The organism is Nocardioides sp. 31GB23 (assembly GCF_040012395.1).
GTDB classification, from domain to species: domain Bacteria; phylum Actinomycetota; class Actinomycetes; order Propionibacteriales; family Nocardioidaceae; genus Nocardioides; species Nocardioides salarius.
The window spans coordinates 101,720-126,036 of the sequence record NZ_JBDYKJ010000001.1; the positions used below are offsets into that span (position 1 = coordinate 101,720).

The 24,317-nt window shown below is 72.6% G+C and carries 20 protein-coding genes; 5 read left to right on the forward strand and 15 right to left on the reverse strand.

Going from position 1 to position 24,317, the window contains the following annotated elements; genetic code table 11:
• From gap to uvrA, 7 genes are all read right to left on the reverse strand, one after another.
• Positions 1 to 999 (reverse strand): type I glyceraldehyde-3-phosphate dehydrogenase, encoded by a 999-nt coding sequence (gap, locus tag ABKW28_RS00520; protein ID WP_193670671.1) that lies wholly within the window; start codon positions 997 to 999, stop codon positions 1 to 3.
• 134 nt (positions 1,000 to 1,133) lie between these two features.
• Entirely contained in the window at positions 1,134 to 2,120 is a 987-nt protein-coding gene (gene whiA / locus ABKW28_RS00525; protein WP_193670670.1) for a DNA-binding protein WhiA, read from the reverse strand.
• Positions 2,121 to 2,139: 19 nt separating this feature from the next.
• The gene (gene yvcK, locus ABKW28_RS00530) at positions 2,140 to 3,156 is read right to left on the reverse strand and encodes a uridine diphosphate-N-acetylglucosamine-binding protein YvcK (protein WP_348605590.1); all 1,017 of its coding nucleotides are present in this window, start codon (positions 3,154 to 3,156) and stop codon (positions 2,140 to 2,142) included.
• Positions 3,156 to 4,034, reverse strand: coding sequence for an RNase adapter RapZ (gene rapZ, locus ABKW28_RS00535; RefSeq protein WP_348605592.1), 879 nt, complete (start codon positions 4,032 to 4,034; stop codon positions 3,156 to 3,158). The genes yvcK and rapZ overlap by 1 nt, the downstream gene beginning before the upstream one ends.
• Complete coding sequence (uvrC, locus tag ABKW28_RS00540; RefSeq protein WP_348605594.1) at positions 4,031 to 6,043, reverse strand: excinuclease ABC subunit UvrC; 2,013 nt, start codon at positions 6,041 to 6,043, stop codon at positions 4,031 to 4,033. Before uvrC ends, rapZ begins: the two co-directional genes overlap by 4 nt.
• Before the next feature lie 43 nt (positions 6,044 to 6,086).
• Positions 6,087 to 6,524 (reverse strand): Rieske (2Fe-2S) protein, encoded by a 438-nt coding sequence (locus ABKW28_RS00545; RefSeq protein WP_193670666.1) that lies wholly within the window; start codon positions 6,522 to 6,524, stop codon positions 6,087 to 6,089.
• Between the two features lie 22 nt (positions 6,525 to 6,546).
• Positions 6,547 to 9,606, reverse strand: a complete 3,060-nt coding sequence (uvrA, locus tag ABKW28_RS00550; RefSeq protein WP_348605596.1) for an excinuclease ABC subunit UvrA — start codon at positions 9,604 to 9,606, stop codon at positions 6,547 to 6,549.
• 173 nt (positions 9,607 to 9,779) lie between these two features.
• On the opposite strand from uvrA, the gene ABKW28_RS00555 reads away from it, so the two are divergent.
• Complete coding sequence (locus ABKW28_RS00555; RefSeq protein ID WP_348605598.1) at positions 9,780 to 10,460, forward strand: MBL fold metallo-hydrolase; 681 nt, start codon at positions 9,780 to 9,782, stop codon at positions 10,458 to 10,460.
• A gap of 10 nt (positions 10,461 to 10,470) precedes the next feature.
• On the opposite strand, the gene ABKW28_RS00560 is transcribed toward ABKW28_RS00555, so the two are convergent.
• The 4 genes from ABKW28_RS00560 to ABKW28_RS00575 form a co-directional block, all read right to left on the reverse strand.
• Entirely contained in the window at positions 10,471 to 11,097 is a 627-nt protein-coding gene (locus ABKW28_RS00560) for a hypothetical protein (RefSeq protein WP_193670663.1), read from the reverse strand.
• Positions 11,098 to 11,326: 229 nt separating this feature from the next.
• Entirely contained in the window at positions 11,327 to 12,397 is a 1,071-nt protein-coding gene (locus tag ABKW28_RS00565) for a ferredoxin--NADP reductase (protein WP_193670662.1), read from the reverse strand.
• 4 nt (positions 12,398 to 12,401) lie between these two features.
• Entirely contained in the window at positions 12,402 to 12,704 is a 303-nt protein-coding gene (locus ABKW28_RS00570; RefSeq protein ID WP_348605600.1) for a hypothetical protein, read from the reverse strand.
• Positions 12,704 to 13,870: a Rieske 2Fe-2S domain-containing protein gene (locus tag ABKW28_RS00575; RefSeq protein ID WP_193670660.1), complete on the reverse strand. Its 1,167-nt coding sequence runs from the start codon at positions 13,868 to 13,870 to the stop codon at positions 12,704 to 12,706. Before ABKW28_RS00575 ends, ABKW28_RS00570 begins: the two co-directional genes overlap by 1 nt.
• Before the next feature lie 122 nt (positions 13,871 to 13,992).
• Between ABKW28_RS00575 and ABKW28_RS00580 the strand changes: the two genes are divergently transcribed.
• The 3 genes from ABKW28_RS00580 (at position 13,993) to fadD1 (ending at position 17,922) form a co-directional block, all read left to right on the forward strand.
• Positions 13,993 to 15,180, forward strand: coding sequence for an acyl-CoA dehydrogenase family protein (locus ABKW28_RS00580; RefSeq protein ID WP_193670659.1), 1,188 nt, complete (start codon positions 13,993 to 13,995; stop codon positions 15,178 to 15,180).
• Between the two features lie 5 nt (positions 15,181 to 15,185).
• On the forward strand, positions 15,186 to 16,289 hold the full coding sequence (locus ABKW28_RS00585) for an acyl-CoA dehydrogenase family protein (RefSeq protein WP_193670658.1): 1,104 nt from the start codon (positions 15,186 to 15,188) through the stop codon (positions 16,287 to 16,289).
• Positions 16,290 to 16,353: 64 nt separating this feature from the next.
• Positions 16,354 to 17,922 (forward strand): fatty-acid--CoA ligase FadD1, encoded by a 1,569-nt coding sequence (fadD1, locus tag ABKW28_RS00590; protein WP_348605602.1) that lies wholly within the window; start codon positions 16,354 to 16,356, stop codon positions 17,920 to 17,922.
• 9 nt (positions 17,923 to 17,931) lie between these two features.
• On the opposite strand, the gene ABKW28_RS00595 is transcribed toward fadD1, so the two are convergent.
• On the reverse strand, positions 17,932 to 19,035 hold the full coding sequence (locus ABKW28_RS00595) for a nitronate monooxygenase family protein (protein ID WP_193670656.1): 1,104 nt from the start codon (positions 19,033 to 19,035) through the stop codon (positions 17,932 to 17,934).
• Positions 19,036 to 19,058: 23 nt separating this feature from the next.
• Positions 19,059 to 20,696, reverse strand: coding sequence for an acyl-CoA synthetase (locus tag ABKW28_RS00600; protein ID WP_348605604.1), 1,638 nt, complete (start codon positions 20,694 to 20,696; stop codon positions 19,059 to 19,061).
• A 47-nt stretch (positions 20,697 to 20,743) separates the two neighbouring features.
• On the opposite strand from ABKW28_RS00600, the gene ABKW28_RS00605 reads away from it, so the two are divergent.
• Entirely contained in the window at positions 20,744 to 21,583 is an 840-nt protein-coding gene (locus ABKW28_RS00605) for a crotonase/enoyl-CoA hydratase family protein (protein ID WP_348605606.1), read from the forward strand.
• Positions 21,584 to 21,623: 40 nt separating this feature from the next.
• Here the strand turns inward: ABKW28_RS00605 and fadD8 are convergent, their stop codons facing one another.
• Both fadD8 and ABKW28_RS00615 read right to left on the reverse strand, forming a co-directional pair.
• The gene (gene fadD8 / locus ABKW28_RS00610) at positions 21,624 to 23,219 is read right to left on the reverse strand and encodes a fatty-acid--CoA ligase FadD8 (protein WP_348605608.1); all 1,596 of its coding nucleotides are present in this window, start codon (positions 23,217 to 23,219) and stop codon (positions 21,624 to 21,626) included.
• Positions 23,220 to 23,427: 208 nt separating this feature from the next.
• The gene (locus ABKW28_RS00615; protein WP_348605610.1) at positions 23,428 to 24,309 is read right to left on the reverse strand and encodes a DegV family protein; all 882 of its coding nucleotides are present in this window, start codon (positions 24,307 to 24,309) and stop codon (positions 23,428 to 23,430) included.
• Positions 24,310 to 24,317 lie beyond the last annotated feature (8 nt).

Consider the following 24,317-nt stretch of genomic DNA (forward strand, 5'->3'; position numbering starts at 1 on the left):
TCAGAGCGTCTCGCCGACGTAGCCGATGAGGTCGACCAGACGGTTGGAGTAGCCCCACTCGTTGTCGTACCACCCGACGACCTTGACCTGGTTGCCGATGACCTTGGTCAGCGGCGCGTCGAAGATGCACGACGCCGGGTCGGTGACGATGTCGGAGGAGACGATCGGGTCGGTCGAGTAGCGCAGGAAGCGACCGTCGGCGGCCTTCTGCACCACAGCGTTGACCTCCTCGACGGTGGTCTCGCGACCGGCCTCGAAGGTCAGGTCGGTGGCCGAGCCGGTGGGCACGGGCACGCGCAGGGCGTAGCCGTCGAGCTTGCCCTTGAGCTCGGGCAGGACCAGGCCGATCGCCTTGGCGGCGCCGGTCGAGGTGGGCACCACGTTGAGGGCGGCGGCGCGGGCGCGGCGCGGGTCCTTGTGGATGTTGTCCTGCAGGTTCTGGTCCGCGGTGTAGGCGTGCACCGTGGTCATCAGGCCCTTGACGATGCCGAACTCGTCGTTGAGGGCCTTGGCCATCGGCGCGAGGCAGTTGGTGGTGCACGACGCGTTGGAGATCACGGTGTGCTGCGCCGGGTCGTAGAGCTCGTGGTTGACGCCCATCACGACGGTGATGTCCTCGTTGGAGGCGGGCGCGGAGATGATGACCTTCTTGGCGCCCCCCGCGTCGACGTGGGCACGGGCCTTCGTCGCGTCGGTGAAGAAGCCGGTCGACTCGACGACCACGTCGACCCCGAGGTCGCTCCAGCGCAGGTTGGCCGGGTCACGCTCGGCGAAGGTCTTCACGACCTGGTCGCCGACGCGGATCTCGTCCTCGGTGGCCGAGACGTCGGCGTCGAGACGGCCCAGGATCGAGTCGAACTTGAGCAGGTGGGCCAGCGAGGCGTTGTCGGTCAGGTCGTTGACCCCGACGATCTCGATGTCCGCACCGGAGGCGCGGACGGCACGGAAGAAGTTGCGGCCGATCCGGCCGAACCCGTTGATACCTACTCGAACGGTCACTGCTGCTCCTGCTCTGTGGCTGACGGCCCGCTCCCGGAACCGGGGCGGCGTGCGTCACGACCCTATCGCCACCAGCGCCGGGGTCGCAGCCCCGTCCCGGGGTACGACCGGGTAACCGCGACCGGGGTCGCGGCTCAGACGTCCTCGGCCATCATCTCCGGGGTCAGCGACGACTCCGTGTCGGGGATGCCCAGGTCCTCGGCGCGCTTGTCGGCCATCGCCAGCAGCCGGCGGATCCGCCCGGCGATCGCGTCCTTGGTGAGCACCGGCTCGTGGAGCTGGCCGAGCTCCTCGAGCGAGGCCTGCTTGTGCTCCAGGCGCAGGGTGCCGGCCATCCGCAGGTGGTCGGGCACCTCCTCGCCCAGGATCTCCATGGCCCGCTCGACCCGCGCGCCCGCGGCGACGGCGGCGCGCGCCGAGCGACGCAGGTTGGCGTCGTCGAAGTTGGCCAGGCGGTTGGCCGTGGCCCGCACCTCGCGGCGCATCCGGCGCTCCTCCCAGGCCATCAGCGACTCGTGGGCGCCGAGGCGGGTCAGCAGCTGGCCGATCGCGTCGCCGTCACGGATGACCACCCGGTCGACGCCGCGCACCTCGCGCGCCTTGGCCTGGATGCCCAGCCGCCGCGCCACGCCGACGAGCGCCAGCGCGGCCTCGGAGCCGGGGCAGGTGACCTCGAGCGAGGACGAGCGGCCCGGCTCGGTCAGCGAGCCGTGCGCGAGGAAGGCACCGCGCCAGGCGGCCACCGAGTCGCAGCCGCCGCCGGCCACCACCGCGGGCGGCAGCCCGCGCACCGGGCGGCCGCGCTGGTCGAGCAGCCCGGTCTGGCGGGCCAGCGACTCGCCGTCCTTGACCACGCGCACGATGTAGCGGCTGCCCTTGCGGATGCCGTTGCCCTGCACCATCACCACGTCGGACTGCGCGCCGTACACCTCGGAGACGTCGCGGCGCAGCCGCCGGGCCGCGGCGCCGGTGTCGAGCTCGGCCTCCACGACGATCCGGCCGCTGACGATGTGCAGCCCGCCGGCGAAGCGCAGCATCGAGGCCACCTCGGCCTTGCGGCAGCAGGTCTTCGTGATCTGGGTGGAGGCGAGCTCCGCCTTCACCTGTGCCGTCATCGCCATGCGTTGAATCCTGCCACGATCACGGGCGGGCCACGAGGTCGGCGTCGCCCGGCGCCCCTGCGCCCAGCACGATGCTCTCGTACGCCGCTGCCAGCTTGACCGGGTCGTGGCGCGGGCCACCGTCGGCGGAGGCGACGTCGGCGACCACCAGCCGCGCCCCGGCGGCCTCGACGGCCTCGAGCAGGTGCGCCCGCTCCTCGGCACCGATGCGGGTGTCGGCCAGCACGGTGTGCACGGCGAGCTCGGGCGCGTGCTCGACCAGGACCGCCAGGTGGTCGGCCGGGCCGAACCCCCCGGTCTCGCCCGGCTGCTCCTCCAGGTTGAGCACCACCACCACGCGGGCGTCGGTGGAGACCAGCGCGTGGCGCAGGTCGGGGACCAGCAGGTGCGGGATGACCGAGCTGAACCAGGAGCCGGGGCCCAGCACCACCCAGTCGGCGTCGGCGACGGCCTGCAGGGCCTCGGGGCAGGGGCGCGGCGCCGCCGGCTCGAGGTCGACGCGGGTGATTACCCCGCCAGTCGTGGCGACCTCGACCTGTCCGCGCACCAGGGTCAGGGCGTCGTCGTCGGCCGGGTCGAGGCCGCGCACCTGGGCGGTGATGTCGAGCGGGGTCAGGGCCATCGGCAGCACCCTGCCGGCCGACCCGAGCAGCCGCCCGACCAGGTCGAGGGCCTGCACGTGGTCGCCCAGCTGCTCCCACAGGGCCACGATCAGCAGGTTGCCCACGACGTGGCCGTTCATCTCGCCCTCGCCGGCGAAGCGGTGCTGCAGCACCCGTTCCCAGGTCCCGCCCCACTCGTCGAGGCCGCAGAGGGCGGCCAGCGCCATGCGCAGGTCGCCGGGCGGGAGCACCCCGAACTCACCGCGCAGGCGGCCGGAGGAGCCGCCGTTGTCGGCGACCGTGACCACCGCGGTCAGGTCGTCGACGACGACCTCGTCGACCAGCCTGCGCAGGGCGCGCAGCGAGGCGTGCAGGCCGTGCCCGCCGCCCAGCGCGACCACCGACTGCGCCCGGTCGGCGGGTGCCGGCGCCATCACTCGCGGCCCAGGTCACGGTGGGTGGCCGTGGCCTGGAGGCCGAGCTCGACCAGCCGGCGGGTGACCTCCTCGGTCATCGCGACGCTGCGGTGCTTGCCGCCCGTGCACCCGATCGCCACCCGCATGAAGCGCTTGCCCTCGCGCAGGTAGCCCTCGGCCACCCCGGTCAGCACCGGCAGGTAGCCGTCGAGGAACTCCGCGGCCCCCGGCTGCGAGAGCACGTACGCCGAGACCTCCTGGTCGCGGCCCGTGTGCGGGCGCAGCTCGGGGATCCAGTGCGGGTTGGGCAGGAAGCGCATGTCGGCCAGGTAGTCGGCGTCGACGGGGATGCCGTACTTGAAGCCGAAGCTGACCACGCGGATGCGTAGGTCGGTGGAGTCCGGCGACCCGAACGCCTCGCGGATGCGCCCGGTCAGCTGGTGCACGTTGAGGGCGGTGGTGTCGATGACCAGGTCGGCCTCGCCGCGCAGGTCGGCGAGCACGACCCGCTCGCGCTCGAGCCCGTCGAGGAGCCGGCCGCTGCCCTGCAGCGGGTGCGGGCGGCGCGCGGCCTCCTGGCGGCGTACGAGCACGTCGTCGGTGGCCTCGAGGAAGACGAGCGTGGCGCGGCGCCCGGTGGCCTTCTGGGCCAGGTTGGCCTGCAGGGAGCCGAAGAACGAGCCCGAGCGCACGTCGACGACCACCGCGATCGGCTGCCCGGCGCCCTGGCTCTCGTCGACGAGGCGCACCACGTCGCGCAGCAGGCTCGGCGGCAGGTTGTCGACGACGTAGTAGCCGAGGTCCTCGAGCTCCTTGGCCGCGGTGCTGCGCCCCGCGCCGGTCATCCCGGTCACCACCACCAGCGGTCCGGTGGGGGGCTGCTGCTGCTCGCTCATGCTTCCTCGATCTCTCCCGTGGCGGTGTTCACCGAAACGATCACCGGAGCAGTCTCCCCGGCCTCGCCCTCGGGCGTGACCGCGGCCTTGATCGAGGCGGCCGTGCGGGCCCCGATGCCCGGCACCTCGGCGATCTCCTCGGCGGTGGCCGCCCGCAGCTTCTTCAAGGACCCGAAGTGGACCAGCAGCGTCTTGCGCCGCACCTCGCCCAGGCCCGGGACGTCGTCGAGGACGCTCTCGACCATCGACTTGGAACGCCGGCTGCGGTGGTGGGTGATGGCGAAGCGGTGCGCCTCGTCGCGGATGCGCTGGAGCAGGTAGAGGCCCTCGGAGGAGCGGGCCAGGATCACCGGGTCCTCCTGGCCGGGCACCCACACCTCCTCGAGGCGCTTGGCCAGCCCGCAGACCGGCACGTCGTCGATGCCGAGCTCGTCGAGGGCGCGCTGGGCGGCGGCCACCTGCGGCGGGCCGCCGTCGACCACCACCAGGCCCGGGGAGTAGGCGAACTTGCGGGGCCGGCCGGTCTCGGGGTCGACCAGCATCGGGCCGTCCTGGCCCTCGACGGTCTCGGAGCGCGCCTGCTCGTCGAGCAGCCGTCGGAAGCGCCGGGTGATCACCTCGTGCATCGAGGCGACGTCGTTCTGCCCGTCGACGCCCTTGATGACGAACTTGCGGTACTCACCCTTGCGGGCCAGGCCGTCCTCGAAGACCACCATCGAGGCCACCACCTCGGTGCCCTGCAGGTTGGAGACGTCGTAGCACTCGATGCGCAGCGGCACGTCGTCGAGCTCGAGGGCCTCCTGGATCTCCTCCAGGGCCCGGTTGCGGGTGGTCAGGTCGCTGGCGCGCTTGGTCTTGTGCAGGGCCAGCGCCTGGGCGGCGTTGGAGGCCACCGTCTCCTGCAGGGTCCGCTTGTCGCCGCGCTGCGGCACCCGGATCTGCACCCGCCCGCCCCGCAGCTCGCTCAACAGCTCCTCGAACGTCGCGTGGTCGGGCGGCAGCGCCGGCACCAGGATCTCGCGCGGGATCGACTCGGAGTCGCCGGCGTAGAGCTGGAGCAGGAAGTGCTCGACCAGCTCGGCGGTGCCGCCCTCCTCGACCCTGTCGGCCACCCAGCCACGCTGGCCGCGGATCCGGCCCCCGCGGACGTAGAAGATCTGCACCGCCACCTCGAGCGGGTCCTCGGCCAGCGCGATCACGTCGGCGTCGGCGCCGTCGCCCAGCACCACCGCCTGCTTCTCCAGGGCGCGCTGCATCGCGCCGAGGTCGTCACGCAGGCGGGCCGCCTTCTCGAAGTCCATCGCCTCGGAGGCGGCGTACATCTGCTTCTCGATGCGGCGCAGGAACGGGCGGGTCTGGCCGCCCATGAAGTCGCAGAAGTCGTCGACGATCGCGCGGTGCTCCTCGGCGCTGACCTGGCCCACGCACGGCGCCGAGCACTTGTCGATGTAGCCGAGCAGGCACGGGCGGCCGATCTGGGCGGAGCGCTTGAAGACCCCGTTGCTGCACGAGCGCATCGGGAAGACCCGCAGCAGGATGTCGACGGTCTCGCGGATCGCCCACGCGTGGCTGTAGGGACCGAAGTAGCGGGTGCCGCGGCGCTTGGCGCCGCGACCGACCATCACGCGGGGGAACTCCTCACCCACGGTGACCGCCAGCCACGGGTAGGACTTGTCGTCGCGGTACTTGACGTTGAAGCGCGGGTCGTACTCCTTGATCCAGGAGTACTCCAGCTGCAGGGCCTCGACCTCGGTGTTGACCACCGTCCACTCGACGCTGGCGGCCGTGGTGACCATCGTCGCGGTGCGCTGGTGCAGGTGGGCGATGTCCTGGAAGTACGACGACAGCCGGGCCCGCAGGTTCTTGGCCTTGCCGACGTAGACCACGCGCCCCTTGGCGTCGCGGAAGCGGTAGACGCCCGGGCCGGTCGGGATCGAGCCGGGCTCGGGACGGTAGGACAACGGGCCGCGGGTGCTGCGCCGCTCTGGCCGGTCTGGTCGGTCTGGCACCGCACCAGCCTACGAGCCGCCGGGGACACCCCCGGGCCCGGCGTCAGGCGAGCGTGATCGAGTCGCCCTCGACGGTGAGCGGCAGCTCGGCCAGAGCGCTGTTGGCGGGCCCCGAGAGGGGCTCGCCGGTCGCCACGTCGAAGACCGAGCCGTGGCAGGGGCAGCGGATGCCCTCGGCGGTCACGCTCTCGAGCGCGCAGCCCTGGTGGGTGCAGACGTTGGACCAGGCCTTGAACTCGCCCTCGCTGGGCTGGGTGACGACGACCTTCTCCTCGGCCAGGATCACCCCGCCGCCCACGGGCACGTCGGCGGTCGTGGTCAGCGGCTCCCCCGGGGCCACCTCGGGGGTGGGGTCCGAGGCGGTGGACCCGCCCTCGTCGCCGCCGCAGGCGGCCAGCAGCGGCAGGCCCAGCCCGACCCCCGCGGCACCCCCCAGGGCGTGACGACGGCTGACGGGGGTCGCGGACGGGCGCTCGTTCATGGCCACACCCTAGCCAGGTGCCTCAACGAGCAGGCTTCTTCGCCGCCGCCTTGCCGGTGCTCTTCCCGGCCGGCTTCTTCGCGTCCTTCGGGGGCGTACGCCGCGTGGTCGCGGCGCGCTCGTTGGCCGCGCGGGCCGCGGCCTGGCGTCGCGTGGCGCGCACGGGCGCGGGCGCCTCGTCGGCGCCCAGCATGCCGCTGGGCTGCTCGGCCTCCTTGCCCTCGAGCAGCGGGGCCAGGTAGCGGCCCGTGTGGCTCTCGGGCACCGCGGCCACCTGCTCGGGGGTGCCCTCGGCGACCACCAGGCCGCCGCGCGAGCCGCCCTCGGGGCCCATGTCGACCAGCCAGTCGGCGGTCTTGATGACGTCGAGGTTGTGCTCGATGACCAGCACCGTGTTGCCGGAGTCGACCAGGCGTCCCAGCACCAGCAGCAGCTTGCGGATGTCCTCGAAGTGCAGGCCGGTGGTGGGCTCGTCGAGCACGTAGACCGTGCGCCCGGTGGAGCGCTTCTGCAGCTCGGCGGAGAGCTTGACGCGCTGCGCCTCACCGCCCGACAGCGTGGTGGCGGGCTGGCCGAGCCGCACGTAGCCCAGCCCCACCTCGACCAGGGTGGTCAGGTGGCGCGAGATCGCCGGGACGGCCGCGAAGAAGTCGACGGCCTCCTCGATCGGCATGTCGAGGACCTCGGCGATGGTCTTGCCCTTGTAGTGCACCTCGAGCGTCTCGCGGTTGTAGCGCGCGCCGTGGCAGACCTCGCACGGGACGTAGACGTCGGGCAGGAAGTTCATCTCGATCTTCAGCGTGCCGTCGCCCGAGCACGCCTCGCAGCGACCGCCCTTGACGTTGAAGGAGAAGCGGCCCTGCAGGTAGCCGCGCATCTTGGCCTCGGGCGTGGCGGCGAAGAGCTTGCGCACGTGGTCGAAGACGCCGGTGTAGGTCGCGGGGTTCGAGCGCGGCGTGCGCCCGATCGGCGACTGGTCGACGTGGATGACCTTGTCGACGTGCTCGGTGCCGGTGATGGCGCGGTGCCGGCCCGGCAGCGTGCGGGCGTTGTAGATCTGCTTGGCCAGCGAGGTGTAGAGGATGTCGTTGACCAGCGTGGACTTGCCGGACCCGGAGACCCCGGTCACGGCGACGAAGAGCCCGAGCGGGAACGACACGTCGACGTCGGCGAGGTTGTGCTCGCGCGCACCCAGGACCTTGAGCTCGCGGCCCACGGTGCGCGGGCGGCGTACGGCCGGCACGGGGATCTCGCGGCGACCCGAGAGGTACTGCCCGGTCATCGAGTCGGGGTGGTCGTAGAGGTCCTGCACGGTGCCGCTGTGCACGACCTGGCCGCCGTGCTCGCCGGCCCCCGGCCCGATGTCGACGACCCAGTCGGCGACCTTGATGGTGTCCTCGTCGTGCTCGACGACGATCAGGGTGTTGCCGAGGTCCTTGAGCCGCAGCAGGGTCTCGATCAGCCGCTGGTTGTCGCGCTGGTGCAGGCCGATCGAGGGCTCGTCGAGCACGTAGAGGACGCCGACGAGGCCGGCGCCGATCTGGGTGGCCAGGCGGATGCGCTGGGCCTCGCCGCCCGACAGCGACCCCGAGGGCCGGTCGAGGGAGAGGTAGTCGAGGCCCACGTCGAGCAGGAACTGCAGCCGCTCGTGGATCTCCTTGAGCACCCGCTCGCCGATCTGGCGCTCGCGGGTGGTCATGTCGAGCTCGCTGAGGAACTGCGAGGCCTCGTTGATCGGCAGCGCGCAGACCTCGGCGATGCCGGCGCGCCGGGGCTCGCCGTCGGCGACCGAGGTCAGCGTCACCGAGCGCGAGACCGACTTGAGCCGCGAGCCGTCGCAGGTGGGGCAGGGCACCTCGCGCATGAAGCTCTCGAAGCGCTCGCGGCTGGTGTCGGACTCCGCCTCGCGGTGCCGGCGCTCGACGTAGGAGCGCACGCCCTCGAAGGCGGCGTCGTAGGCGCGCTCGCGGCCGTAGCGGTTGCGGGTCACGACGTGGACCTTGCGCGCGTGCCCGTCGAGGATCGCCTTGCGCGCCGAGGCGGGCAGCTCCTCCCAGGGGGTGTTCAGGTCGAAGCCGAGCTCGCCACCCAGCGCACCGAGCAGGCGCAGGAAGTAGTCGGAGACGTGGGCGTGGCTCCACGGCTGGATGGCGCCCTCGCCGAGGGTCGCCGCCGGGTTCGGCACGACAAGCTCGCCGTCGACCTCCATCCGGGTGCCCAGGCCGGTGCAGGCCGGGCAGGCGCCGAACGGCGAGTTGAAGGAGAACGAGCGCGGCTCGAGCTCGTCGACGTCGATCGGGTGCTCGTTGGGGCAGGCCATCTTCTCGCTGAAGCGCAGCTCGCGGTGCTCGTCGTCGGCCGGCAGGTCGACGAAGTCGAAGACCACGAGCCCCCCGGCGAGCCCGAGAGCGGTCTCGACGGAGTCGGTCAGGCGGCGCTTGCTGGACTCCTTGACCGAGAGCCGGTCGACGACCACCTCGATCGTGTGCTTCTTCTGCTTGTCCAGCGTCGGCGGCGCGTCGAGCGTGTGCGTCTCGCCGTTGACCCGGGCCCGCGAGAAGCCCTGGGTCTGCAGCTGGGAGAACATGTCGACGTACTCGCCCTTGCGACCGCGGATGACGGGCGCGAGCACCTGGAAGCGCCGGCCCTCCTCGAGCGCGAGCACCCGGTCGACGATCTGCTGGGGCGTCTGCCGCTCGATCGGCGCCCCGCAGGTGGGGCAGTGCGGGCGCCCGGCGCGGGCGTAGAGCAGGCGCAGGTAGTCGTAGACCTCGGTGATGGTGCCGACCGTGGAGCGCGGGTTCTTCGAGGTCGACTTCTGGTCGATGGAGACGGCGGGCGAGAGCCCCTCGATGAAGTCGACGTCGGGCTTGTCCATCTGGCCCAGGAACTGCCGGGCGTAGGCCGACAGCGACTCGACGTAGCGGCGCTGGCCCTCGGCGAAGATGGTGTCGAAGGCGAGCGAGGACTTGCCCGAGCCGGAGAGGCCCGTGAAGACGATGAGGGAGTCCCGGGGCAGGTCGATCGAGACGTCCTTGAGGTTGTGCTCCCGGGCGCCCCGGATGATGAGCTGGTCCTGCACGAAGTCTCCCTGGTCGATCGAACACGCGTTCGTGATAGTACGGCGGCAGCCCCGACGGCGCACGTCCTCGCCCACGGTGCCACCCGCCAGCGACAACGGTGCCAGCGCGAGGGCCCCCGACCCACACCCACCCGGTGCGCCGTTGGTCACGCCCCGCGCGGCATGCTGGGGACATGACCTACACCGGAGACGTCCGACCCGGCGGCGAGGCGCAGGTGCGCGAGCTCGCGCACCTGAGCATCACCAAGGTCGCGGTCGACCCGGAGATGTCCAACAACTGCTACCTGCTGCGCTGCCGCGAGAGCGGCGAGCAGGTGCTCGTCGACGCCGCCGCCGAGCCGGAGACGCTGCTGCCGCTCGTCGGGGCGGCCGGGCTGTCGGCCGTCGTCACCACGCACCAGCACTGGGACCACCACCGGGCACTGGCCGCCGTCGTCGAGGCCACGGGGGCCGAGGTCCTCGTCGGCGAGCCCGACGCCGACGCCGTCACCGAGCAGACCGGTGTCGAGGTCACCGGCCGCCTCGCGCACGGCGACACCGTGCGGGTGGGGCGGTGCAGCCTGCGCGTGCTGGCCGTGGCCGGGCACACGCCCGGCTCGGTGGCGCTGGTCTACGACGACCCCGCCGACCCCGACGGGCACCCGCACCTGTTCACGGGCGACTCGCTGTTCCCCGGGGGCGTCGGGGCCACCTTCGGCGACGAGGCGGCCTTCCGGCAGCTGGTCGACGAGGTGGAGCACAAGATCTTCGCCACGCTGCCCGACGAGACCTGGTTCTACCCCGGCCACGGGGGCGACTCGACCCTCGGTGCCGAGCGTGCGCACCTGCCCGGGTGGCGCGAGCGCGGCTGGTGAGAGCCGTCCGTCAGGCGGCGTGGCCGTCGCGGCCCGCCTCGGGCCCGTCGGTGGAGCCCAGGATGTCGCGGATGTCGCCGTAGGGCCACGAGCCCGGGCCGAGCACGGGCGGCAGCGCCCGCGCGGCGGGCTCGTCGGCCTCGGTGCGCGCGGTGACCGTGGGGGCCGCGGGCCGCTGCGCGGGCGCCACGGCGGCGGCCACCGGCAGCGCCGGACGCGACGGCTCGGCCGCCGAGCGGGTCAGGCCGTTGAGCGCGGCGAAGACCTCGAGCTCGGCCAGGTCCGGCACGGTGCCGTGGGCCAGGTGGGCGATGAGCTCCTCGTGGGACAGGTCGGCGGCCACCACGACCGCCAACGTGTGCACCCCGCGCTGCTGGATCCACATCCACATGGTCAGCGGCCGGATGCCCCGGCGGCGGGCCTTGGCCGAGAGGAGGCGGATCTCCTCCTCGGGCAGCTCGTGGACGCGCAGCAGCGTCTCGATGTCGCCGAGGTTCACCCGCTGGGGGTGCCGCTCGACGTAGCGCAGGCGCCGGGTGCGCTCACGGGACCGCTGCCGGTCGCCGAGCGGCGCCGCGGCGAGGCCGGCGGCGGTACAGACGAGCAGGACGACGAGGAGCACGGCGACGGTGGCCATGGGTGCCTCCGGGGGATCGGGGAGGGTGCGGACACCCATCTCAACGACATCCCTACCCCGGAGGAACTTGTTGCCAATCATTTGAGATTGCTGTCTAGACCGCCTCGGGCCACCCGCTCAGGGCGCGCAGCCCCTGGCAGAGCGGGATCCGGGAGGAGGGGCGGTTGTTACCGTCCTGTGGATTTAACGTGGCCATGGTGTGGCACCGGCCCCGTCGGCCCACCAGGACTCAGTGGTACGTCGCCCGCACGCTGTCGGTGACCGGGTGCGACTGGCAGGCCAGCCGGATGCCGTCGGCGAGGTCCTCGTCGTCGAGCACGTCGTTGTTCGTCATGCTCACCTCGCCCTCCAGCAGCCGCACCGCGCAGGCCGAGCACTCGCCCTCGCGGCACGAGAACGGCGCGGCCACGCCCTTGGCCTCCAGGTGGTCGAGCAGGGTGGTGCCGGGGGCCCAGTCGTCGAAGGAGTGGGTGGTGCCGTCGAGCTCGACCTCCAGCCGCACGGGTCCCCGCCCGACCTCGGTCTCGGCGTCGGTGTCGGTGACCTCGACCTGGGTCTCCCCCGCGCCGACGGCGTCGCCGAACGGGTTGCCGCCCAGCGAGACGAACTTCTCCTGGTGGCGGCGCGCGCGGGGGAAGTCGAGCTCGCGCAGGGCGGCGACGGTGGCCTTCATGAACGGGGCCGGGCCGCAGACGAAGGCGTCGCGATCGGCGTACGCCGCGGCGAAGGCGCGCAGCTGGGCCTGGTCGGGCAGGCCCTGCACCGACTCGAGCCAGTGCACGACCTGCAGCCGCTCGGGGTGCTCCCGGGCCAGGCGCGCCAGCTCGGCGGCGAAGATCACCGACCTCTCGTCGCGGTTGGCGTAGAACAGCACGATCCGTCCGGTGCCCCGGGCCAGCGCGGTGCGCAGGATCGACATGACCGGGGTCACGCCGCTGCCGCCGCCGAAGAGGAGCAGGTCGGCATCGAGGGAGGCCGGGGTGAAGATGCCGCTGGGGGGCAGCGAGCGGATGGTCGACCCGGGCCGCAGGTGGTCGCAGATCCAGTTCGAGGCGTAGCCCTCGGCGGTGCGCTTGACGGTCACGGTCAGCGGGCCGTCGTCGTGCGGGCTGGAGGACAGCGAGTAGCAGCGCGCGGCCACGCCGGTGCGGTCGGAGGGCACCGCGAGGGTCAGGAACTGCCCCGGCTTGTAGCGGAAGTGCTCCTCGGCGCCCTCGGGGACGCGGAACGAGATGGAGCGGGCGTCGGCGGTCTCCTCGACCACGTCGACGACCTCCAGGTCGAAGCTGTCGATGTCCACGCGCTCAGTATCCGTCCTCGGCCCCGACGGGGACCGCGCCGTCCCGCACAGCGGCCTCGATGCTCGCGGCCAGGCGCGAGCAGCCCTGCTGCAGGCCCCGCCCCGACGGGTCGCTGCCCCGCCGGGACAGCTCGGGGCAGTGCTCGCGCGCCGCGGTGCTCCACTGGACGGAGGTGTGGTGGTCGCTGTTCTTCTTCACACCGACCCGGGCCCGGCAGTCCAGGCAGTCGACCGGGGTCAGCCTGGCCGCGGTGTAGAGCCGCTGGTCCTCCAGCGTCTCGGGGCTGGTCGGCACGAACGAGGCCATCAGCTGCCTGTCATGACGCCGGGGTCCCCAGCCTGGTCCCCGGCCTGGCGGCGGGCCAGGTTCTCGGCCACCTCCTGCTGCCAGTACTCGTTGGCCAGCGTCGTGTCGACCTCGAACTCGAAGCGCTCGGTCATCTCGGGGGTGACGTCGGCGGCGTCGACGTAGAACTGCTCGTACCAGCGGCGCAGCTGGTAGACGGGGCCGTCCTCCTCGCAGAGCAGCGGGTTCTGCACCGGCACCTTGTTCTTCCAGATGGCGACGTCCTGGAGGAACCCGCTGCCGAACATGTCGGCGTACTTCGCGGCGATGAACTGCGCGGTGGCCTCGTCGAGCCCGTCAGGCTTCTTGACCGAGATGCCGTACTGGAGGGTGAAGGAGTCGGGCCCGGTCGGCACGTGGCAGTTGATCAGCACGACCTCGGTGCGGAAGCCCTTGTAGTCCACGTCGAGCCAGTTGATCATGTACGACGGTCCGTAGTAGGTCGCCTCGGACCTCAGGAAGAGGTCCTCGTCGCCGTAGCCGCCGCTCACGTCGGGGCGGCCCTTGGACTCCATGTACTGCGTGGCCCGCGGCCCCTCGAACACGTTGCGGAAGCTGGTCGGGAACGACAGGTGCACGTAGTAGAAGTGCGCCATGTCGACGACGTTGTCGATGAGCTCGCGGCAGTTGGAGCCCTCGATGGGCACGACCTCCCAGGCCCAGTCGGTGTAGGCGTCGGTGCCGATCCCGGGCAGCTCGGGCGGCAGCAGGTCGTGGTCGGGGGCGGAGCCCTCGGGGTCGTGCCAGATCAGCAGCTGGCCGTTGCGGACCTCCGTGGCGTACCGCTGGGTGCGGGCCCGCAGCGGCACGCGCTTGGCGTAGGGGATGGACTTGCAGCGCCCGTCGCCGCCCCAGCGCCAGTCGTGGAAGGGGCAGGCGATCTCGTCGCCCTTCACGCTGCCCTGCGAGAGGTCCCCGCCCATGTGGCGGCAGTAGGAGTCGAGCACGTTCAGCCCGCCCTGGGAGTCCTGCCAGACGACCAGCTGGCCGCCGAAGCCCTGGACGCGGTGCGGCAGGCCGTCGGCGAAGGTGCTCGCCAGTCCCAGGCAGTGCCACCCGCGCGCGTAGCGGTCGGGGGCGGTGCCCCGGTCGAGGAGGCGGGGGGTGCTGCTGGTCGTCCCGCTCATGGCGTCTCTCCAGTCGTGTCGGTGGACCAAAACGAGAACAGGTTATAGTTTTCTCCAGTGTGGCGCCAGCCACACCCGTCGCGACCCCGGCGAGCGGGACCCCACCGAAGCGGAGACCCACCATGCACCTGGCTCTCGAGCCCGAGCAGCTCGCCCTGCGCGAGGAGCTGCGCGAGTACTTCTCCGCGCTCGTCACCCCCGAGGTGCGGGCAGGGCTGTCGGCGGCGACCGGCGAGTTCGGCGAGGCCGGCGTCTACAAGGACGTGATCCGCCGGCTGGGCAGCGACGGCTGGCTGGGCATCGGCTGGCCCGCGGAGTACGGCGGGCAGGCACGCTCGATGGTCGACCAGCTGGTCTTCACCGACGTCGCGGCCGACTTCGGGGTGCCGATCCCCTACCTGACGCTCAACACCGTCGGTCCCACGATCATGCGCTACGGCAGCGAGGAGCAGAAGGAGTACTTCCTGCCCCGCATCCTGGCCGGCGAGCTGCACTTCTCGATCGGCTACTCCGAGCCCGGCTCGGGCACCGACCTCGCCTCGCTGCGCACCCGGGCGGTGCGCGAGGGCGACGAGTTCGTGATCAACGGCCAGAAGATGTGGACCTCGCTCATCCAGTACGCCGACTGGCTCTGGCTGGCCTGCCGCACCGACCCCGACCTGCCCAGGCACAAGGGCCTGTCGATGATCCTGGTGCCGGCCGACTCCCCCGGCTTCTCCTACACCCCGGTGCACACGGTGGCCGGCGTCGGCACCAGCGCCACCTACTACGAGGACGTGCGGGTGCCGGTGGGCAACCTCGTCGGCGAGCTCAACGGCGGCTGGTCGCTGATGACCAACCAGCTCAACCACGAGCGGGTCGCCCTGACCTCGTCGGCACCGCTGGTGCAGTCGCTGGCGCAGGTGCGCCGGTGGGCCCAGGAGACCAAGAACCCCGACGGGCAGCGCGTCGTCGACACCGAGTGGGTGCAGGTCGCGCTGGGCCGGGCGCACGCCCGCATCGAGATGCTGACCCTGCTGAACTGGAAACTGGCCTCCGACGCCGACCAGGGCGTCGACCTGTCCCCCGCCGAGGCGTCGGCCACCAAGATCTACGGCTCCGAGCTGGCCACCGAGGTCTACCGCTCGCTGATGGAGGTCGTGGGGCCCCAGGCGGGCCTGGCCGCCGGGTCGGCGGGCGCGGTCCTCGCGGGCCGGCTCGAGCGCTACCACCGCTCGGCGCTGGTGATGACCTTCGGCGGCGGCACCAACGAGATCCAGCGCGACATCATCGGCTACGTGGGCCTCGGCCTGCCGGCAGCGAAGAGGTAGGACCCATGGACTTCACCTTCACCCCCGAGCAGGACGAGGCGGCCGAGCTGGCCGCCCGCATCCTCGCCGACCGCACCGGCACCGAGCGCCTCAGGACCGTCGAGGCCGCCGGCGACCGCTTCGACCGCGACCTGTGGGCCGCCCTCGGCGAGGCCGGTCTGCTGTCCCTGGCCGTGCCCGAGCAGCACGGCGGGGCCGGCCTCGGCCTCGTCGAGCTGTGCCGCGTGCTCGTCGAGGTGGGCCGCCGGGTCGCCCCGGTGCCGCTGGCCACCCACGGCGCCGTCGCGCTGCTGCTGGCCGAGCACGCCGACGGCGTGCAGCAGGACCGCTGGCTGCCCGGCGCGGCCGACGGCACCACGGTGCTCGCCGCCGCGGTCTCCGAGGAGCGCAGCCACCTGCCCTCGCGCCCGGTCGTCCGCGCCGAGCCCGAGGGCGAGGGCTGGGTGCTCAGCGGCACCAAGGTGATGGTGCGCGCCGGCGGGGCGGCGGCGGCGTACGTCGTCAGCGCGAGCACGGACCAGGGTGCCGGGCTCTTCCTGGTCGAGGCCGGGACCACCGGGCTGCGCAGCGCGCCGGGGCGCACCAGCGACGGTGACGAGGTGGCGCGGCTCGACCTCGACCGCGCCCCCGCGCAGGCGGTCGGCACCCCCGGTGACGACGCGGCGACCCGGCTGGGCCGGCTGCTGACCGCGTGCACCGCCGCCGAGCTGCTGGGCGTCACGGAGGGCGCGCTGCACCTGACCGCCGGATACGCGAAGACCCGTGAGCAGTTCGGCCGCCCGATCGGTACCTTCCAGGCCGTCTCGCAGCGCCTGGCCGACGGCTACATCGACGTGCTCGGCCAGCGCCTGGTGCTCTGGTCGGCGGTGTGGCGCCTGGCCGAGGGCCTGCCCGCCGCGACCGAGGTCGCCGTCGCCAAGCTCTGGGCGGCCGACGCCGCGCACCGGCTGGCGCACACCACCGTCCACGTGCACGGCGGCGTCGGCATCGACCTCGACGGCGAGGCCCACCGCTACTTCACGACGGCCAAGCGCTTCGAGCTCGCCTTCGGCAGCGCCACCGAGCAGGCACTCAGCATCGGTCGCGCACTCGCGACCGAGCCGGCCTAGTCACCAGACCCGGGCCGGCACCACCCAGCACCACCCAGGAGCACCGAGGGAGAGGGAGCACGACATGGCGGAGACGGTGCAGCAGCTGCTGCGCGAGCGCCTCGAGGACGACGGACCGGCGATGGTGCACGGCGACCGGTCCTGGGCCTGGCGCCAGCACCTGGCCGAGGCCTCGGCCGAGGCGGCGGCGCTGGTCTCGGGGCTCGACCCCGACCGGCCGGTGCACGTGGGCACCCTGCTCGACAACGGCCCCGAGATGCTGCGCGCCATGGCCGGAGCAGGCCTGGGCGGCTACGTGCTGTGCGGGATCAACACGACCCGGCGCGGCGAGCCGCTGGCAGCCGACGTACGCCGCGCGGACTGCCAGGTGCTCCTCACCGACGCCGCGCACCTGCCGCTGGTCGAGGGCCTCGACCTCGGCGGGGCCCGCGTCGTCGACGTCGGCTCCGAGGGGTGGGCCGACGAGGTGGCCGCGGCGGGGCCGCTGGTGCCGCACCGCGAGGTGGGCGCCATGGACACGATGATGATGATCTTCACCAGCGGCACCAGCGGCGACCCGAAGGCGGTGCAGGTCCCGCACATCCTGCCCGTCTTCTCGGGCCTCGACCTGGTCGGCCGCTTCTCGCTCGGGCCCGACGACGTCTGCTACCTGGCGATGCCGCTGTTCCACTCCAACGCGGTGGCCGCCGGCTGGGCGGTGGCGCTGACCTGTGGCGCCACGATGGTGCCGGCCACCTTCTCGGCCTCGCGGTTCCTCGACGACGTCCGCAAGCACGGCGTCACCTACATGAACTACGTCGGCAAGCCGCTGGCCTACGTGCTGGCCACGCCCGAGCGCGACGACGACGCCGACAACACGCTGCGCGCGGCCTTCGGCAACGAGGCCAGCGACCGCGACATCGACGACTTCGCACGCCGCTTCGGCTGCCGCGTCGTCGACGGCTTCGGCTCCACCGAGCTGGCCATCATCATCCAGCGCGAGGACGGCACCCCGCTGGGCTCGGTGGGCAGGGGCGCCGACGGCGTGGCGATCTACGACAGCGAGCACGTGACCGAGTGCGCGGTCGCGGTCTTCGACGAGCACGGCGCGCTGACCAACGCCGACGAGGCGGTCGGCGAGCTGGTCAACACCCAGGGCCGCGGCTACTTCTCGGGCTACTACAACGACCCGCAGGCCGACGACGAGCGGATGCGCCACGGCATGTACTGGTCGGGCGACCTGGCCTACCGCGACGCCGACGGCTGGATCTACCTCGCCGGGCGCACCGCCGACTGGATGCGCGTGGACGGCGAGAACCTGGCCGCCGGGCCGATCGAGCGGATCCTGCAGCGCCTCCCGGGCCTGAGCCGGGTGGCGGTGTACGCCGTCCCCGACGAGCGGGTGGGCGACCAGGTGATGGCCGCGATCGTGCTCGAGGACGAGGCCCGGCTCACGCCCCAGGAGCTCGAGGAGTTCCTCGCCGCCCAGCCCGACCTCTCCCCCAAGGCGTGGCCGCGCTACGTGCGCCTCAACGACGACCTGCCCTCGACGGCGACCAACAAGGTGCTCAAGCGCGAGCTGGTCGCCCAGGGAGTCAGTGCCGGCGGCGGCACGCTCTGGACGCGCGAGGAGCGCGGGCGCGCCTACGCGTGAGGAGCGGCCTCAGCCGCGGACCTTCTCGAGGCCGGCGACGGCCTCGTCGAAGCCGGCGACCAGCTCGGCCATCACCTCGGCGACCGGGCGCACCTGGTTCATCCGGCCCACGATCTGCCCGACGGGCATCGCGACGACGTCGGGGTCGCCGGAGGCGTTGATCCGGTTGTGGGCGTCGGAGACCAGCAGGTTCTGCAGGGGCATCGGCAGCGGCGCCGGGGCACCCTCCTGCGCCCAGGCCTCGGTCCAGCGGGTCTTGAGCAGCCGCGCGGGCTTGCCGGTGTAGACCCGGCTGCGCACGGTGTCGCTCGAGGTGGCGCGCAGGAACGCGGTCTCCCAGCCGGCGCTGCTAGACAGCGAGCGGTACTCCTCGGTGCCGAGCCAGATCGAGCCGGTCCACACGCCCTGGGCGCCCAGCGCCAGCGAGGCCGCGACCTGGCGTCCAGAGCCGATGCCGCCGGCCCCGAGCACCGGCACGTCGGGCCCGACGGCGTCGACGATGTCGGGGGTCAGCACCATGCTGGCGATCTCGCCGGTGTGCCCGCCGGCCTCGTAGCCCTGGGCCACGATGATGTCGACGCCGTTGGCGACGTGGCTGGTCGCGTGCTTGGCCGCGCCGGCCAGGGCCGCGACCGCGACCCCGTGCTCGTGGCACTTCTCGATGACGTCGACCGGGGGCGAGCCCAGTGCGTTGGCGATGAGCACCGGACGGTGTGCCAGCGCGATGTCGAGGTGCGAGCGGGCCACCGAGTGCAGCCACCCGAGCACGCCCTCGCGGCCCTCGCCCTCGGGCAGCGGCGGCACGCCCAGCTTGAGCAGCGTCTCGTCGACGAACCGGCGGTGCTCCTCGGGGATCATCGCCCCCAGGTCGAGCGAGGAGCCCTCGGTCGGCACCTTCATCGGCATCACGATGTCGACGCCGTAGGGCTTGCCGTCGGTGTTGTCGTCGAGCCAGCTCAGGGTGCGCTCGAGCTCGTCGGTGTCGTTGAACCGCACGCAGCCCAGCACGCCGAGCCCGCCGGCGCGCGAGACCGCGGCCGCGACGTGCTCGGAGGGGGTGAAGGCGAAGATCGGGTGCTCGATGCCGAAGCGGTCGCAGAGGGGGGTGCGCACGGGGGTCTCCTGGTCCGGGGGGGTCAGACCGACGCGACGCTGGCGTCGGTGATCATCTTCTTGGCCGCGACGTACTGCGCCTTGCCGGTGGCGTTGCGGGGCACGCGGTCGACGAGCGTGAGGTGGCGCGGCAGCTTGTAGCCGCTGAGGTGCGCGCGCAGGTGCTCGCGCAGCTCGTCGAGCTCCAGGCTCGCGCCCTCGCGCAGCTCGCACACCGCGGCCACCGCCTGGCCGTAGGTCTCGTCGGGGATCCCGACCACCAGCACGTCGTACACGGCCGGGTGGCCCTTGATGGCCATCTCGACCTCCTCGGGGAAGACCTTCTCGCCGCCCGTGTTGACGCAGTTCGAGCCGCGGCCCAGCAGCGTGATGCGGTTGTCGGTCTCGATGCGGGCGAAGTCGCCGGGCACCGAGTAGCGCTCGCCGTCGATCTCGATGAAGGTGGCGGCCGACTTCTCGGGGTCCTTGTAGTAGCCGACGGGCACCGAGCCGCCGCGGCCGAGGCGGCCGGTGCGGCCGACGTCCTCGGTCATGTCGAGGAGGCGCCCGTCCTCGCCGATGACGACGCTGCGTGGCCCGAGGCCGATGACCGGGCCGTCGGTGCTGATGTGGTCCTTGTCCTGCATCCCCATCCCCTGGAAGCCGGTCTCGGAGGCGCCCACCGAGTCGGTGAAGATGGCGTCGGGGAAGGCCTCCATCCAGCGCTGCTTGATGGGGTGGCTGAAGATCGCGGCGCTGCTGGAGATCGCGAAGAGGCTCGAGGCGTCGTACGCCGTGCCGGTCGCGGCCTGGCGCTCGTACTCCTCGATCAGCGGGCGGGCCATCGCGTCGCCGGTCATGAAGATGAGCTGCACCTTGTCCTGCTCGATGACCTCCCAGGTGCGGCGGGCGTCGAACTTGGGCTCGAGCACTGTGAGGTGGCCGGCGAAGAGGTGCATGAGCAGGCCCGCCTGGGCCCCGCCGTGCATGAGCGGGCTGAGCGGGAAGGTGACCATCCGCGGGTCGGTGGCCTGCTTGGACTGGTCGTGCTCCTCCAGCTCGGCGCCGGTGTAGAAGTCGATGCCGCCGCCGAGCACCCGCCAGAAGTCCTCGTGGCGCCACATCACGCCCTTGGGGAACCCGGTCGTGCCGCCGGTGTAGATGATGTGCAGGTCGTCGGGGCTGCGCTCGGCGAAGTCGCGCTCGGCGCTGTGGCCGGCCACCGCCTCCTCGAGCGTCACGCCGCCGAAGGACGTCAGGTCGCTGTCGTCGTCGGGCGCCCCCACGTCGCGGATCGCGACGTAGGTGCGCAGCCGCTCGTGCTGCGGGGCGCAGGCCGCGACGAGCGGCGCGTAGGTGCGCTCGTGGACCAGGGCCACGAGGTCGGCGTTGTCGAAGAGGTAGTTGAGCTCGCTCTCGACGTAGCGGTAGTTCACGTTGATGCTGACGGCGCGGATCTTGAGGACCGCCAGCACCGCCACGACGTGGTCGATGGAGTTCTTGGCGTACACCCCGACGTGCTGGCCGGGCTCGACGCCCTGGGCCTGCAGGTGGTGGGCCAGGCGGTTGGCCCGGGCCTCCAGGTCGGCGTAGGTCGCCACCTCGTCGCCGAGCTTGACGGCAGGGTTCGCGGGGACGACGTCGACGGCGTGCTCGAAGAGGTCAGCTATGTTCTTGGCCACATCGCGAGACTAGAACACGTTCTCGTTCTTGGCTAGAGTCTCTCGACATGACCGCCCAGAGCGACTCTTCGACCGCCCCCGACGGCCCCGACGGCACCGCTGAGCAGCCGCACTGCCTGGTCGAGCAGGAGGGCCACGTCCTCACCGTCACCATGAACCGGCCCGAGCGCCGCAACGCCCTGTCGGGGCAGATGCTGCGGATCATGGAGCAGGCCTGGGACCGGGTGAACTCCGACGACGAGATCCGGGTCTGCATCCTGACCGGTGCCGGCGGCTACTTCTGCGCCGGCATGGACCTGCAGGCCGCCGACGAGAAGCCGCCCTCCGAGAGCTTCGAGTCGGGCGAGTACGACCCCACGGTGATCAAGGGCCTGCTCAAGGGCTTCCGACTCACCAAGCCGCTGGTCGCCGCCGTCGAGGGCCCGGCCATCGCCGGCGGCACCGAGATCCTGCAGGGCACCGACATCCGGGTGGCTGGCGAGTCCGCGAGGTTCGGGGTGGCCGAGGCCCGCTGGTCGCTCTACCCGATGGGCGGCTCCGCCGTCCGGCTCCCGCGCCAGGTCCCCTACACGCTCGCGGCCGAGCTGCTGCTCACCGGTCGCACGCTGCGCGCGCCCGAGGCCAAGGAGCTCGGCCTCATCGGCCACGTCGTACCCGATGGCCAGGCGCTGGCCAAGGCCCGCGAGCTGGCCGACCTGGTCGCCGCCAACGGCCCGCTGGCCGTGCAGGCGATCCTGCGCACGATGCGCGACTCCGAGGGCAGGCACGAGGACGACTGCTGGGCCGACGACGCCCGCGTGGGCGCGGCCGTCTTCTCCTCCGACGACGCCAAGGAGGGTCCGCGCGCCTTCCTGGAGAAGCGGGCACCCCGCTTCACCGGCCGCTGACGCGGGGCGGCGCCGCGGTCCTCGTTGGGCTCGGTCTGGCTCAGCCGACGGCGCGCTCTCCCGTCCAGTACTGCGCGCGCAGCGCCTTCTTGTCCGGCTTGCCGAGCCCGGTCAGGGGCAGCGCGTCGGTCGCCACCACCTGCTTGGGCACCTGCACCGAGCCCTTGCGGTCCTTGACCAGCTGCTGGATCTCGGCGACCACCTCGTCGGTGAGCTCGCACCCCTCGCGCAGCACGACGATCGCGGTGACGGCCTCGCCGAACTTCTCGTGCGGCGTGCCGATCACGCCGACCTGCGCGATCGCCGGGTGCTCGGCGACGACGTCCTCGACCTCGCGCGGGAAGACGTTGAAGCCGCCGGTGACGATCATGTCCTTGGTGCGGTCGACGATGTACCAGAAGCCGTCCTCGTCCTCGCGGGCCACGTCGCCGGTGTGCATCCAGCCGTCGCGGAAGGTCTCTGCCGTGACCTCGGGCAGCTTCCAGTAGCCGCCGGCCAGCAGCGGGCCGGCGACGCAGATCTCCCCCGGCTCGCCGGGCGCCACCGGCCGGCCGTCCTCGCCGAGCAGGGCGGTGCGCAGGAAGGCCGACGGCCGCCCGCAGGAGGCCAGCCTCCGCTCGTCGCCGCTCACGTGGTCGTCCTTGGCCAGGTAGGTGATGACCATCGGCGCCTCGGACTGACCGTAGTACTGCGCGAAGACCGGTCCGAAGCGGTCGATCGCCTCCCGCAGCCGGACCGGGTTGATCGCCGAGGCGCCGTAGTAGACGGTCTCGAGCGACGAGAGGTCGCGGGTGCGGGAGTCGGGGTGGTCCATCAGCGCGTAGAGCATCGAGGGCACCAGCATCGTGGCGGTGATGCGCTGCTCCTCGATGGTGCGCAGCACCTCGGCGGGGTCGAACCTGCCGAGGACGAAGAGGGTGCCGCCCTTCATCACCGTCGGCACGAAGAACGCAGCGCCGGCGTGCGAGAGCGGGGTGCACATCAAGAAGCGCGGCGACTCCGGCCACTCCCACTCCGCCAGCTGCACCTGGGTCATCGTGGTCATCGCCTGCGCGGTGCCCACGACGCCCTTGGGCCTGCCCGTGGTGCCACCGGTGTAGGTGACGGACACGACGTGGTCGGGCGCCAGCGTGGCCGCCTCCAGGCGACGTGGCTCGCAGTGCTCCGCGGCCGCGGCGAGGTCGTGGCCGACGTGGGCCAGCTCGTGCGGCACCGGGCCGATGGTCAGCACCTTCTCGAGCCGGGGGCACCTCTCGAGCAGCCCCAGCGCCCGCTCGACGAACATCGGCTGCGGGTCGATGGTCAACGTGGTGATCTCGGCGTCGTTGATGACGTAGGCGTGGTCCTCGAGCGAGCCGAGCGGGTGCAGCGACGTGCGCCGGAAGCCCTGGGTCTGCCCCGCGCCGATGATGAACAGCACCTCGGGCCGGTTCAGCGCCAGCAGGGCGCCGGCGGTGCCGCGCCCCGCCCCGAGCGCCTCGTAGGCCTGCACGTACTGGCTGATCCGGTCGGCGACCTCCCCGCCCGTGAGGATCACGTCGCCGAGGTGCATGACCGGGCGGTCGCGGTGGCGCTTGAGGGCGGCCGCCATCAGGTGGCCGTTGTGGGTGCCGGTGCGCAGGTCGGAGTCGCTCATGGCGCCGAGACTAGAACGTGTTCCAGTTCTGCGCCAGGGGACATTCCCCGTTGGTCGAGCAGCGAGGGCCGAAGGCTCGAGCGACGCCGAGACCCAGCGAGCACACGGCGTACGGCGACCACGACGGTCACCGGGTCTCGGCGACGTTCCTCGCTGGCGCTCGTCACTGCTCGACCAACGACCACCGCCGTTGGTCGAGCAGCGGCGGTCAGGGGGTGAGGGGGGCGACGCAGACGGCGATCATGCCGGGGCCGACGTGGGCGCCCAGGACCGCTCCGAGCTCGCCGCACCACAGCTCGCGGCCGCCGAGCTGGTCGGCGAGCCGCTCGCGGAGGTGGTCGGCGAGCACCTCGGCGCGCTCGGGGTTGGCCAGGTGGGCGACGTAGACGTCGACCTGGGTCTCGCCGGCCGCCTCGACGGCCAGCTCCTCGAGCCGGGCCAGCGCCCGGGCGGAGGTGCGCACCCGCTCCAGGGAGTCGACCCGTCCGTCGTCGATGCGCAGCAGCGGCTTGACCGCCAGCGCCCCGCCGAGCAGCGCCGCGGCCGCGCCGATGCGCCCGCCGCGGCGCAGGTACTCGAGGGTGTCGACGTAGAACAGCGAGGCGGTGGCCTCGGCGCGCGCCCGCGCGGCGTCGGCGGCCTCCTGGGCCGAGCCGCCGGCGGCAGCGACGCGCGCGGCGGCCAGGGCGGCGTACCCGGTGCCGATGCCGACCTGGCGGGTGTCGACGCAGACGACCGGCAGCGGCGCCTCGCGCGCTGCGAGCTGGGCGGACTCGTAGGTGCCGCTCATCTCGCCCGACAGGTGCACCGACACGACCGCGCTCGCGCCCGCGGCGTGGGCCTTCTCGTAGGCCTCGAGCATCACCGCCGGCGAGGGCCGCGAGGTCGAGACCGGGGTGTACTCGCGCAGCGCCTGCGCGACCCGGTCGGGCGTCGCGCCCTCGGAGCCCTCGTCGAGCACCTGGGCGCCGATCACCACCTGCAGCGGCACGACGACCAGTCCGTGCTCGGCCACCGCCTGCGGGGGCAGGCTCGCGGTGGAGTCGGTGACGACGACGACCGGGCCCTCGCCGGCTGCGGGCTTGCTCACGCCGTCAC

Excerpts from the sequence above, each read along its gene's own strand:
- whiA (WP_193670670.1), bottom strand. The coding sequence starts at position 2,120 with ATGGCGATGACGGCACAGGTGAAGGCGGAGCTCGCCTCCACCCAGATC.
- yvcK (WP_348605590.1), bottom strand. The coding sequence starts at position 3,156 with ATGGCGCCGGCACCCGCCGACCGGGCGCAGTCGGTGGTCGCGCTGGGC.
- rapZ (WP_348605592.1), bottom strand. The coding sequence starts at position 4,034 with ATGAGCGAGCAGCAGCAGCCCCCCACCGGACCGCTGGTGGTGGTGACC.
- ABKW28_RS00545 (WP_193670666.1), bottom strand. The coding sequence starts at position 6,524 with ATGAACGAGCGCCCGTCCGCGACCCCCGTCAGCCGTCGTCACGCCCTG.
- ABKW28_RS00555 (WP_348605598.1), top strand. The coding sequence starts at position 9,780 with ATGACCTACACCGGAGACGTCCGACCCGGCGGCGAGGCGCAGGTGCGC.
- ABKW28_RS00560 (WP_193670663.1), bottom strand. The coding sequence starts at position 11,097 with ATGGCCACCGTCGCCGTGCTCCTCGTCGTCCTGCTCGTCTGTACCGCC.
- ABKW28_RS00570 (WP_348605600.1), bottom strand. The coding sequence starts at position 12,704 with ATGGCCTCGTTCGTGCCGACCAGCCCCGAGACGCTGGAGGACCAGCGG.
- ABKW28_RS00575 (WP_193670660.1), bottom strand. The coding sequence starts at position 13,870 with ATGAGCGGGACGACCAGCAGCACCCCCCGCCTCCTCGACCGGGGCACC.
- ABKW28_RS00580 (WP_193670659.1), top strand. The coding sequence starts at position 13,993 with ATGCACCTGGCTCTCGAGCCCGAGCAGCTCGCCCTGCGCGAGGAGCTG.
- ABKW28_RS00585 (WP_193670658.1), top strand. The coding sequence starts at position 15,186 with ATGGACTTCACCTTCACCCCCGAGCAGGACGAGGCGGCCGAGCTGGCC.
- fadD1 (WP_348605602.1), top strand. The coding sequence starts at position 16,354 with ATGGCGGAGACGGTGCAGCAGCTGCTGCGCGAGCGCCTCGAGGACGAC.
- ABKW28_RS00605 (WP_348605606.1), top strand. The coding sequence starts at position 20,744 with ATGACCGCCCAGAGCGACTCTTCGACCGCCCCCGACGGCCCCGACGGC.
- fadD8 (WP_348605608.1), bottom strand. The coding sequence starts at position 23,219 with ATGAGCGACTCCGACCTGCGCACCGGCACCCACAACGGCCACCTGATG.